Consider the following 12419-nt stretch of genomic DNA (forward strand, 5'->3'; position numbering starts at 1 on the left):
GCATATCGCAATATATTGCGACATATCATTAAACGATACCAATTAAGGAGTGTGATATGCGAAAAAAGATAACGGCTTTACTGATTGCGGCGGCGATGGCTCTGTCGCTTTGCGCGTGCTCCGCGCCCGAAAAGGAGCAGAGGACAAAATACGATATTAAAGCGACTTTGTCCGACGATTACGTGTTGACGGCTTCCGTGACGTGCGAATACGTCAACAACACCGACGTGCCGCTCGGCGAGCTTTGGTTCCACTTATATCCCAACGCCTACCGTGCGGGCGCGAAGTTTGCGCCCGTTCCGCAAAATCGCGTGACCGAAGCGTACCCCGACGGGCGCAGTTACAGCAAGCTCGATATTACGAGCGTGTCCGTTAAAGGCAATCCCGTCGAAATTACAATCACGGGCGAGGACGAAAATATCCTGTCGGTTGCGCTCGGCTCCAAGCTCGACCCGACCGAAAAGACTTCGGTCAATATCGAATACACCGTTAAACTGCCCAAGGTGCGCCACCGCTTCGGCTATACCGACAAGTCGGTAAACCTTGCAAACTTCTATCCGATAGCGTGCATGTACCGCGGCGGTTCGTTTGTCGCCGATCCGTACTACTCGACGGGCGATCCGTTTTTCAGCGATTGCGCCGATTATTCGGTGACGCTCACCGTTCCGAGCAAGTACGAGTGCGCGTTCACGGGCGAGGTTAAGTCCAAGACCGACGGCGAGAACGGCACGGCGACTTACGAGGTGAAAGCCGATAACGTGCGCGATTTTGCGGCGGTGCTCGGCGGCTATCAAAAAATGAGCGGGGTTTCCGGCGAAACGATTGTAAACTACATGTATTACAACGACTCCGATCCCGAGCGCGCGCTCAACACCGCGATTGAAGCGGTCAAGATTTTCGGCAATATGTTCGGCGCGTATCCGTACAAGGAATACACCGTTGTGCAAACGGGATTCTTGCAGGGCGGTATGGAATATCCCTGCCTGTCCATGATTTCCGACGCGTACACGGGCGACGCCAAACTCGACATAATAGTGCACGAAACGGCGCACCAATGGTGGTACGGAGTGGTCGGCAACGACGAAGTCAAAAACGCGTGGCTGGACGAAGGTCTTGCCGAATACTCGACGATGATGTTTTACGAGCATGCCGAAGGCTACGCCTACACCTTTGACGGCAAGCGCGGCGACGCGTTGAGCGCATACGTGCTGTATTGCGAAACGTACAAAAACAACGGCTTGGGCGATACGTCTATGAACCGTCCCGTAAACGAATACGAGGGCGAAACCGAATATTCGTACATGACTTACGTCAAAGGCGCGCTCATGCTCGACGATATACGCAACACCGTCGGAACGACCGCGTTCTTATCCGGACTTAAACGTTATTACGCCGACAACAAGTATAAGATTGCCGAGCCGCAAAACCTTGTCGGCGCGATGGAACGCAGTTCTAAACGCAGTCTTAACGAGTTGTTCGATTCGTGGCTCAACGGCAACGTCAAGCTGTTTTCGTCCAACTGACAAATAAAAAATCGCCCCTCTCGGTCGTACATATAGGCGATCGAGAGGGCGCAATATACAAAGTTATGCACTTATGCACAAAGTTATGAACAATAGCTGTGCGTATAATTGTAGAAAAAGGTGGAAGTATGGCGTTTGTCACAATAAGAAAGAGGACTGTGGTCATAGTGCTGTCGGCGGTGCTCGCGCTTGTTACTGTTTTCGCGACGGCTGCGACGGTTATCGCCTCGACTCGCGCGACGGGGAACATTACGATAGTAATCGACGCAGGGCACGGCGGCGCGGACGGCGGAGTTACGGGAATAACCACGGGCACAAAAGAGAGCGACATAAACTTATCCATAGCCAAGTATCTGATGAAATATCTTCAAGACGGCGGGTATAACGTCGTAATGACGCGGTCGGATTCGGCGGCGGTGTGCGGCGGGATTAAGTACAACAAACGCGAGGATATGCGAGTGCGGAGGGATATAGTCAAAGCGGCTAAACCCGACCTCGTTATCAGCGTGCATTGCAATGCATATCCGGTGTCGTCTGTAAAGGGCGCGCAAGCGTTTTTTGCGGGCAATTCGGAGGGCGAGCGGTACGCTTTGACCGTGCAGAACTATTTTAACGACGTGCTCAACGACAAGCCGCGTAAAGCCGCGGTGGGCGATTACTATATACTTAATTGCAGCGAGTATCCTTCGGTGCTCTGCGAGTGCGGGTTTTTGTCAAACTCCAAAGAAGAAAACCTGCTAATCACGGCGAGCTATCAAGAGAAAGTGGCGTACACTATTTATTCGGCGGTCAATTCGGTATTCGGCGAAAAAACTTAATCGTACTTTAATGCTCGCTTAATTTAATTTTCACTAAAATACTTGCAATCGCGTCGCATATATGCTAAAATTGAAACAGCGGAGGAATTACATATATGCAATTTCTATCAATGTCAAACGGTTTAATAGCGGTATGCGCGGTTGTTCCGATAGTCGCGCTTGCGCTAATCTATTTTATTTGGTACTTTGTGACGAAGAACGGTCTTATATCGTTGGTCAACGACGTGGACGAATCGTTTTCCGCCATGGATATTCACATGAAAAAACGTTACGACCTGATTCCCAATCTTGTCGAAACGTGCAAGGGCTACACCAAGCACGAACACGAAACGCTTGCCCGCGTGACCGAAGCGCGCAACAATGCTATGCGCGCCGCGCCCGCCGACAAGCCCGAAGCGGAAAAGGAATTGACGTCGTCGCTTCGCGTGCTATTTAACAAAGTTCACGAAGCGTATCCCGAACTCAAAGCTAACGGACAATTCAACAATTTGTCCTCGCAGCTCGAACAAGCCGAGCACGAAATAGCGCAAAGCAGAAAATATTACAACGCGAAAATCAAACTACTCAACAACAGAATACAAAAATTCCCTTCGTGTTTTGTTGCAAAGCGCATGGGCTTGGAACGTAAACCGTTCTATGAACTTGACGATATTACGGAACGCCAAACGCCCAAAGTCAGTTTTTAATTTATGCAATCAAGTAAAAAATCCGCCGTCGCGGTATGCGTACTCGCCGCCGCGGCGGTAATATTTTTTCTATCGATAATAATCGTTGCTTCGATTGTTCCCGACGCGTCGCAAAACGATGTTGCGCCCGATTACGGCTTGCGTTACAACTATATGCAAGCGGACGTCGAGTGGAAAAACGACAGGTCGTGTCACGTGTCGCAAAAACTGGAAGCGGAGTTTTTGGACTACTCGCCCTCTCACGGCATTTTCATGGACATACCCGTCAACTCGGGCGAAAAAGTGCGCAACCTAAAAGTAAAAGCGACGAGCGCGTCGCGTCGCGGCGATATTCCATATTCGTTAAAACACGAAAGCGGGTTTTCGCTTGTAAGAATAGTAGTAGGCGACCCCGATAAAACGTTCAGCCGCGGCGATGCGTTGACATGCGCGATAGAATACGACTATATAACGCCCGTACACCCCGACGGCGCGGATATTCTGGATATAAATCCCATAGGTTACGGCTGGGCGAGTTCGATAGAGTCTGCGACCGTTACAGTGACGTTTCCCGTCGCGCCGCAGTCCGCAGGTAGCGAATACGGCGTGTGGGTGAGCGAAAACAAACTGCCCGCAGATAGAATTACGGTGAGTAACGACGGACGCACTTTTACCGTGGACGCGGGCGCGCTCGAACCGTTTAACGGCGTGCGCGTAAAATACCGCATGCCGAGCGGCACGCTTACAAACTATTCGGACAGCGAACCTATCTTGACCATTGTGTTGGGTTGCGCACTTGTTGCGATAGCGGTCTTGCTGATGCTTACGGTCGGACGCGATAAACCGTTGTCGCCGATTGTTGATTTTTATCCGCCGAGAATACAGTGTGCGGACGGACGGAAACGGAGCATGTTGCCCGTGCAAATGGGCAAAATCATTGACGGAAAATGCTCGAATAACGACGTTACGTCGTTGATATTTTATTGGGCAAACAACGGGTATCTTGCAATAGACGAACGCGACGACGATATATATTTGGAAAAACTGTGCGATGTCGACGCGGTTACGGCATACGAAAAAGCTATGTTCGACAAGATGTTTTCCCACGCGACGACGGACAAAGACGGCAAAAAGGTTGTTGCGATCGGCAGTCTGTCGGGCAAGTTCGCAGGTACTGTAAACGCGACTAAAACCGCCGTAAACAGCGAATACAAAGGCAAGCTGTACAAACGCGGATTTAATTTACTTTCCGCGACGTTTACGGCGCTGTGCTTAATTTACGGTTTGGGATTTGCCGTGTTTACTTCGTTGCGGATAGGCAGTTGCTTTTTTCACTGGTTGGGGCTGATAACGGTAATCCCCGCATTGATAGCGACGGGCTTGGGCGCGACGCTCAATTCGCAGTACGTCAAGCTGTCAGTCGCAAGGCGCAGAATACTGCTCGCAGTGCTGTTTGCGGCGACGTTGCTCGCTTCCGTCGGCGTCATGTTCCTCGTTCCGCCCGACGTAATGAGCGTGGCGGAACGGATTGTGTGCGCGTTGTGCCTCGGCGCGGGGTCGGCTGTTTCGCCGTTTTTGCGGGTGCGGACGCAGTTTTACAACAGTCAACTTAACGAAATTATCGGGTTCAGAAACTTTTTGCGCGACGCGGAAAAAGATAGGCTGGAAACAATGCTCAAAGACAACCCGCAGTATTATTACGACATTTTGCCTTACGCCAACGTTTTGGGCGTGTCCGAAATTTGGGCGGATAAGTTTAAAGATCTCACAATGGATCCGCCCGAGTATTACAGGGGCAGAGGTATTTCTATGTTCGATATTTTCCTGCTGTCGCGCATTTCAACTAACGTGGGCAGGTCGCTGACGTATGTGCCGAGCAAAAGTAGCGGCAGAAGTTTTTCGGGCAAGGGCTTTGGCGGCGGCGGAGGTTTCGGCGGATTCGGCGGCGGAGGCGGAGGACGCTGGTAGCGTACAAAGGACTGTTATGGCAATAAGATATGTAACGGCAGGCGAGTCGCACGGCGTTGCGCTCGTCGGAATATTGGAAAACGTGCCCGCGGGGTTAGACATCGACTTCGATTTTGTCAATGCGGAACTTAATCGGCGCATGGGCGGATACGGTCGAAGCTCGCGCATGGCGACGGAAAACGACCGCGCGATGTTTTTGTCGGGCGTGATTTCGGGGCGGACGATAGGCAGTCCTATCGCCGTGCAAATACAAAACGCCGACTGTCGGTTTGACTGCGAAAGCGCGTGCGGTTGCGAGGAAGTGACCGCGGTGCGACCCGGGCATGCGGATTTATCGGGCGCGGTCAAGTACGGATTTGACGGCGCGCGCAACGTGCTGGAACGCGCGTCGGCGCGTAGTACGGCAATGACGGTCGCGCTCGGCGCGGTTGCAAAGCTGTATTTGAAGCGGCTGGGTATACAAGTTTGCAGTCACACTCTTGCGATAGGCGGAGTGATAGCCAAAGTAACCGACTATTCGCATATTAACGCGCGAGCGGACAAAGACCGCGTGCGCTGTTTGAACAGCGTCGCGAGCGAAAAAATGATAGAAAAGATAGACGGCGCGCGCAATAGCGGCGATACGCTGGGCGGTGTTGCCGAAATAATCGTGCTCGGGTGCAAGTCGGGCATAGGCAGTTACGTTTCGGCGGACAAGCGGTTGGACGGACTTATTATGCGCGCGGTCGGGTGCGTTCCGTCCGTCAAGGCTGTGGAAATAGGCGACGGGATAGCGGGTAGCGCGCTGTTCGGATCTTTGTTTCACGACGAAATTTATACATCGGACAGCGGCGCGCCGTGCAGAAAAACCAACCGCGCGGGCGGCATAGAGGGCGGCATGACCAACGGCGAACCGATTGTCGTGCGCGCGTACTTTAAACCGATCCCCACGCTTCGCAACGGACTGAACACTGTGGATATTTCGAGCGGACTTGCCGCAAAGTCGGCGCGCGAACGAAGCGACGTTTGCGCCGTTCCGTCGGGCGGCGTGGTGTGCGAAGCGGCTGTCGCGCTTGCGCTCGCCGAAGCGATTTCTGACATGCTCGGCGGCGACAGTATGGAAGAAGTCGTTAAGCGGTACAACGACAAAGCGAGCGCGGTATGAGTAATATACATTACGGAAAAGACCTGTCAAGCGACATAATAAACGCGCTGTCGCTGTGCTCTGCGATAGTGACGGACGAAAACGTCGTGCGGCTGTATCCGCAGTTTACGCGCGACGCGATTGTCATTCCTGCGGGCGAAAGCTCCAAAACTCCCGAAACGGTTTTGAACATACTCTCCGAACTGTCGGCGCGCGGACTGTCGCGGCGCGACAGAATAGCCGCGGTAGGCGGCGGAGTCGTGGGCGACGTTGCGGGGCTTGCCGCGGCGTTGTACATGCGCGGCATAGAGTGGGTGAGCGTTCCCACGACGTTGCTTGCAATGGCGGACGCGGGGCTGGGCGGAAAGACCGCCGTAAACTTTTCGGGCATTAAAAATCTGATAGGCGCGTTTCATGCGCCGAGCGAAGTTATCGTGTCGTATGACTTTATCAAGACGCTGTCGGCGCGCGACAGGTTGTGCGGAATCGGTGAGGTTATTAAAACCTGTCTGCTCACAAAACGCGCTTATGCCGTGTTAAGAAGCAATATCGACGGGCTTGCGGAGTTTGACGGCGACGCGGTGTGTCCGCTTATCGAGCAGTGTATCGAAATCAAAAACGCCGTTGTGACAGCAGACCCCCGAGAGAAAGGCTTGCGCAAAATTCTTAACGTCGGACACACGGTCGGGCATGCGCTCGAAAGCGCGGACGGCTATAAATTGAGCCACGGCGAATATGTGTTAAAGGGTATGGCGGCGGAGTGCGCCATGTGTAAAGACTTGATAGACGGCGATTATTACGCGGAGCTTATCGCTGTTTTCAAGCGGTTCGTCACGCCGCCGCGCACGTCGGCGAACGCGGTTTTCGACCGCGCCGTTAAGGACAAAAAGAACGCCGACGGCAAAATAAATATCATGCTTCCCGTTGCAGCGGGAGAAGCGCTTGACGTGAGTATGGAACGCGCGGACTTTTCGGCACGGTACGACCGCGCATTAAAGGAGCTTAAAAGAGCATGGGCGGAGTAGTCGTTCCCAAACTAACCGAATACCGCAAAACCGTTGATTGCGCGCCCGATAAAAGCGTGTCGGTGCGGGCCGTCATATTCAACGGTTATGCGACTGGAAGCGCGACCGTCAAAAACATTTCACGGTGCGCCGACGTAATGTCCGCCGCACAGTGTATGCGCGAGCTCGGCGCGAGCGTCCGATTCGACGGCGACAGCGCGCACATTACGGGCGCGGCTTTTCGCGGAGCAAAGTTGAATTGCGGCAATTCCGCGACGACGGCGCGGCTGTTGATAGGGCTGTTGTCGGGGCTTAACGGCGTGTTCGAGTTGGACGGCGATACGTCGTTGCGCGCTCGCCCCATGCGCAGAGTGACGGATCCTTTGCGCGAAATGGGCGCGGAAATTACGGACACGGACGGACAGTTGCCGATAAAAATTATCGGCGCGCCTTTAAAAGGCGGCGAGTTCGATTTGACCGTGCCGTCCGCGCAGGTAAAAAGCGCGCTATTGCTTGCGGGGATTAATGCGAGCGGCACGGTGCGCGTCACCGAAAAAGCAAAGACGCGCGACCACACCGAAATAATGTTGCGCGAAATGAACGGGCGAATTTCCTCCGACGGCAATACCGTAACGGTTGCGCCGAGCGTGATTTACGCGCGCGATATGACGGTTGTCGGCGACGCGTCCGCCGCGGTTTATCTCGTTTGCCTCGCGCTCGGCATAAAGGGCGGCGCATGCACGGTTAAAAACGTCGGGCTCAATCCCACGCGAACGGCTGTTTTCGACGTTTTGCGAGCGAGCGGCGCAAATATAAAAACGGACAACGTGCGAGGCGGGGCAGAGCCTTGCGGCGATATTACGGCGGAATACGGCGGACTGCGCCCAATTACGGTAAGCGCGGACGTCGCGCCGTTGGTTATTGACGAAATCCCCGCGCTTTGCGCGCTCGCTTGCGCGATTGACGGAGTAAGCGAATTTGCGGGCGTGGGAGAATTGCGCGTCAAGGAAACGGACAGAATTAAAACTACGGTAGCAGCGCTTAAAAGTCTGGGCGCGGACATAAGCGCGACTGCGGATAAAATTACAGTGCGCGGCGGCAAGCGGCTGTTGTTCGGCGAAGTGGACACGCGGGGCGATCACAGGATAGCAATGGCGGCTTCGGTTGCGGGCGCAATCGGCGCGGGCGCGTATATTGCGGACGGCGAGTGCGTAGCCGTAAGCTATCCCGATTTTTTCAAAGAGGTGATAGGTGTTTAAACTTGCATTGCTCGGCAGAGATATAAGCTATACTCAATCCCCGTCGGTGCACTCGGCTATCGCGCTTGCGACGGGCGAACGAATACAGTTCGACATTGCCGACGTACAGTATGACATGCTCGGCGACGCGGTGCAAAAACTGCTCGACGGATACGACGGTTTTTTTGTGACCAAGCCGTACAAAACTGACGTTAAAAAGTATATCGCTTGCGACGCTTACGGTGCGATAAACGTCGTAAGGTGCATGGATCGCGCGACGTTCAACACCGACGGCGCGGGGTTTATACGCGCGCTCGATATAAACTTTTCCGAGTGGCGCGGCGACGTAAACGGCGCGCTTATACTCGGCGCGGGCGGCGCGGCGTATTCGGTTGCGCGCGAACTGTGCGCGCTCGGTAAGCGCGTTTACGTTTTAAACCGCACGCTCAAACATGCGTTAAAACTTTGCACGCAGTGTCGCGGCGCGGAGTTGTACGTCAACCAGCCTGCGGAACTTATAGTCAACTGCACGAGTTTGGGCTTTAACGGCGAGGACGTTTTGCGCGAGCTGTGCGTGTTGCCCGATTTCAAATACGCGTTCGACCTTGTGTACGGCGCGGGCAACACTCCGTTTTTGTACAGGTGCGGCGCGGACGGCGCGCGCACGGCGGACGGCAAAGACATGCTTATTTTGCAGGCGATAGAGGGCGATAAAATTCTTTTGGGGCGCGACTGGGACGTTATGTCGGTGTTCTCGAAAGTGCGGGAAATTTTGGAAAACCAAGGAGCTTAAACATGAAAATTTTGGTTGTCAACGGCGTAAACATCAATATGACGGGCATGCGCGAAAGCATTTACGGTACGGAAACTTTGGACGAAATAAACGCGCGGCTCAAAGCATTTGTTCAAAACAAGGGCTGTGTAATAGATTTTTTCCAATCCAATTCGGAAGGGGAAATCGTGGACAGATTACAGCGCGGCGACTTTGACGGACTTATAATAAACGCGGGCGCGTACTCGCATTACTCTTATGCGATAGCCGACGCATTAAAATACGTCAAGGCAAAAAAGATAGAGGTGCATATATCAAACATCTTGGCGCGCGAGCCGTTTCGCCGCACGAGCGTGACTTCCGAAAGTTGCGACGGGTGCGTTACGGGCATGGGCGCGGACGGATATTTGCTTGCGGCGGAGTATCTTACATGGCAGAAATAATAGGGCGAAAGATTGCGTTGATAGGCGCGATGGGTAGCGGAAAAAGCACGCTTGCACGCGCGTATGCGGCGCGGTTCGGCGGAACGGTTTGCGATACCGACGAACTGTTTTCGCGGCGTTACGGCGAAATAAACGCATATTTCGAGGCGCACGGGGAGCGCGCGTTCAGAATTGCGGAGGACGAACTGCTTGCGGAAGCGGCGCAATCGGAAGCGACTGTAATCGCTTGCGGCGGCGGCGCGGTGTTGAACAAACGCGGCATGAACGCGCTTCGGGCGCACTGCGACATTGTGTATTTGACCGCGCCCGAAAATATTTTGTTAGAGCGCATTGCGCCGAGCGCGCGCCCGCTCAAAGACGGGGCGCAACGACTTATTGTCGAGCGTGCGCCGCTGTACAAGCGTTATGCCGACTATACCGTCTATGCGGATAATTCTGTTGACGGCGCGGTCGAAGCGTTGGCGGCGACGTTGCGGTCGCCGCGACCCAACAGATACGACGTTGTGTTGTGCGACGCGGACGATACTGTATTGGACTATCAAGCCGCAATGACGCACAGCTTGACTGTCGCGGCGCGCGCCGCGGGAATAAAAAGTTCGGACGACGTATTGTTTGCAAAGTACAAGATTGTTTCGGACGAAATTTGGGGCAGGCTGGAAAAGGGCGAAATAACGCACGCCCAACTAAACGATTTGCGGTTTAAGCTGTTGAGCGACCTTTTACATGAAAAAATCGACGCGCCCAAAATGAATGATATTTATTTTGCGGAAATGAAAAAAACGCGTTATACGGTAGACGGCGCGAAAGAGTTTTTGGCGGAGTTGCGCAACCGCGGCGTTAAGACGTACATAGCGACCAACGCGTTCGAGAGTATCGCGCGCGAGCGGTTAAAGGCTGTGGGCGGGTTGACCGACGGCGCGTTCATATCCGAAACGGTGGGGTTCGACAAGCCCAATCCCAAATACTTTGAACATATACATGCGGCAATAGGCGAGCCGAACAAGGACAGAATATTGATGTTCGGCGACGGAGTTACTTCGGACATTGCGGGCGGCAAGGCGTTCGGCATAGATACGTGTTTGTTTGACAGGCGTGGCAACAAAACGTCCGATGCGGATTTTACTGTGCGGAGCTTTGCCGAACTTCTCGATATACTGTGACAATTGCCGCGCTTTTGGCGCGAAACGTGAAAAATATGTAATTTGCGCCGTTAAATTGACGAAAACGCGCGCAAAGCATTTGTCAAACGCGACAAAAAGCGTTATAATATTCGAGAGCCTTATTGGGAGGACTTATGAACGATTACGGCAAATTGAAGAGCGGCACGGATATTCGCGGACGCGCGATTGCGTCGGAGGGTAAGCCCGCCGTACTGACAGAGCAAGCCGTATCCGATATTGCGAGCGCGTTTGCGCTTTGGATATCGCGGCGCATAGGAAAAACGCGTTGCAAAATCGCGGTAGGCAGGGACAGTCGCCTTACGGGCGAAGCGTTTACCCGTACCGTTATTGCCGCGCTTAAATATTCCGGTTTGGAAATATTCGATTGCGGGCTGTTTTCCACGCCTGCGGCTTTCCTTACCACGCAGTTCCCGTCGATGTCGGCGGACGGCGCGATTATGATAACGGCGAGCCACCACCCCAAAGATATTAACGGTCTTAAATTTTTCACGCCCGACGGCGGAGTCAATTCCTCGGAATTGAACGAAATAATAGAGCTTGCCAACGCGGGCGAAAAACTATCGACTATTTCGGTGTCGACTATTGTGCGCCGCGATTTTATGCGGTTGTACTGCGACGCCATGACCGACGCTATACGCAAGGGCACGGGTTTGTTTTTGCCGCTTAAAGGCATGAATATAGTAGTGGACGCGGGACACGGCGCGGGCGGATTTTTTGCCAAGCGCGTGCTTGAACCGCTCGGCGCGGACACTTCCGCTTCGCAATTTTTGGAGCCGGACGGAACGTTCCCCGCGCATCCGCCCAATCCCGAAAATGCGGAGGCCATGCAGTCGCTTAAATCGCGAGTGACGGAGTCGGGCGCGGATCTCGGCATAATATTCGACGCGGACGTCGATAGGTGCGCCGTAGTAACGTCGGACGGCACGGAAGTAAACAGGTGCAGACTTATCGCGCTTGCCGCTGCCATGATATTGCCCGAACATCGGGGCGCGACGATTGTAACCGATTCGGTCACGACGGAGGGGTTGCGACGGTTTATAGAGAGCAGGGGCGGAGTGCAAAAGCGGTTCCGTCGCGGCTACCGCAATGTCATTGACGAAGCGAAACGGCTGTGCGATAGCGGTGTCGATGCGCCGCTCGCAATCGAGAGCAGCGGACACGTCGCGTTTGCCGAACATTACTTCTTGGACGACGGCGCGTATTTTATCGCCAAAATTCTTATCACGTTTGCCAACCTCAAAAAACAGGGCAAGGACTTGACCGATCTTATCGCAGATCTTTCGTCGCCGCTCGAAGAAGCGGACATACGTCTTAATTTCACTTGCGAAAACTGGCGCGAGCTTGCCGACAAAATAATGCCGCGGCTCAACGGTTTGGCGGAGCGGCTTTTGCGGCTTTCCGAGGATAATTACGAGGGCGTGCGCGCTTACGTATCGCATGCCGACGGATATTTTATAGTGCGCACGAGCGTGCACGATCCCGTTTTACCTATATATATAGAGTCCGACAAGGTCGGCGGAGCGCGCTCAATCGCGCGGTTCCTGTATTCGTTCCTCAACGGGTTTACGGGTATAGACTGCTCGCCGCTTGCGGAGTTTATCGGCGAGGACGAAATTGCGGAAAACGTCGAGGGCTACGACGTCGCGCCGTAACGCCCGCGCGTTGCGCAACGGACATAAACTTA

General features: G+C 53.8%; 11 protein-coding genes. All 11 read left to right on the plus strand.

Going from position 1 to position 12419, the window contains the following annotated elements; genetic code table 11:
- Positions 1–56: 56 nt before the first annotated feature.
- Entirely contained in the window at positions 57–1523 is a 1467-nt protein-coding gene (locus NFR57_RS00540; protein WP_251181884.1) for a M1 family metallopeptidase, read from the plus strand.
- A gap of 128 nt (positions 1524–1651) precedes the next feature.
- On the plus strand, positions 1652–2341 hold the full coding sequence (locus NFR57_RS00545) for an N-acetylmuramoyl-L-alanine amidase (RefSeq protein WP_251181885.1): 690 nt from the start codon (positions 1652–1654) through the stop codon (positions 2339–2341).
- Positions 2342–2451: 110 nt separating this feature from the next.
- Positions 2452–3027: a LemA family protein gene (locus NFR57_RS00550; RefSeq protein WP_251181886.1), complete on the plus strand. Its 576-nt coding sequence runs from the start codon at positions 2452–2454 to the stop codon at positions 3025–3027.
- A gap of 3 nt (positions 3028–3030) precedes the next feature.
- Positions 3031–4974, plus strand: coding sequence for a DUF2207 family protein (locus NFR57_RS00555; RefSeq protein ID WP_251181887.1), 1944 nt, complete (start codon positions 3031–3033; stop codon positions 4972–4974).
- Between the two features lie 16 nt (positions 4975–4990).
- Positions 4991–6118 carry a chorismate synthase gene (aroC, locus tag NFR57_RS00560; RefSeq protein WP_251181888.1) on the plus strand — a complete coding sequence of 376 codons (1128 nt, stop codon included), beginning with the start codon at positions 4991–4993 and terminating at the stop codon, positions 6116–6118.
- Positions 6115–7122 carry a 3-dehydroquinate synthase gene (locus tag NFR57_RS00565; protein ID WP_251181889.1) on the plus strand — a complete coding sequence of 336 codons (1008 nt, stop codon included), beginning with the start codon at positions 6115–6117 and terminating at the stop codon, positions 7120–7122. Before aroC ends, NFR57_RS00565 begins: the two co-directional genes overlap by 4 nt.
- Positions 7110–8360, plus strand: coding sequence for a 3-phosphoshikimate 1-carboxyvinyltransferase (gene aroA, locus NFR57_RS00570; protein ID WP_251181890.1), 1251 nt, complete (start codon positions 7110–7112; stop codon positions 8358–8360). The genes NFR57_RS00565 and aroA overlap by 13 nt, the downstream gene beginning before the upstream one ends.
- The gene (locus NFR57_RS00575; protein ID WP_251181891.1) at positions 8353–9132 is read left to right on the plus strand and encodes a shikimate dehydrogenase family protein; all 780 of its coding nucleotides are present in this window, start codon (positions 8353–8355) and stop codon (positions 9130–9132) included. The genes aroA and NFR57_RS00575 overlap by 8 nt, the downstream gene beginning before the upstream one ends.
- 2 nt (positions 9133–9134) lie before the next feature.
- Positions 9135–9554 (plus strand): type II 3-dehydroquinate dehydratase, encoded by a 420-nt coding sequence (locus NFR57_RS00580; protein WP_251181892.1) that lies wholly within the window; start codon positions 9135–9137, stop codon positions 9552–9554.
- A complete protein-coding gene (locus NFR57_RS00585; protein WP_251181893.1) occupies positions 9542–10714 on the plus strand; it encodes an HAD-IA family hydrolase in 1173 nt (390 codons plus the stop codon). Before NFR57_RS00580 ends, NFR57_RS00585 begins: the two co-directional genes overlap by 13 nt.
- Positions 10715–10848: 134 nt before the next feature.
- Positions 10849–12387: a phosphohexomutase domain-containing protein gene (locus tag NFR57_RS00590; protein WP_251181894.1), complete on the plus strand. Its 1539-nt coding sequence runs from the start codon at positions 10849–10851 to the stop codon at positions 12385–12387.
- Positions 12388–12419 lie beyond the last annotated feature (32 nt).

This window comes from Anaerocaecibacter muris, from assembly GCF_943192945.1.
In the GTDB taxonomy this organism is placed as follows: Bacteria; Bacillota; Clostridia; order Christensenellales; family Pumilibacteraceae; genus Anaerocaecibacter; species Anaerocaecibacter muris.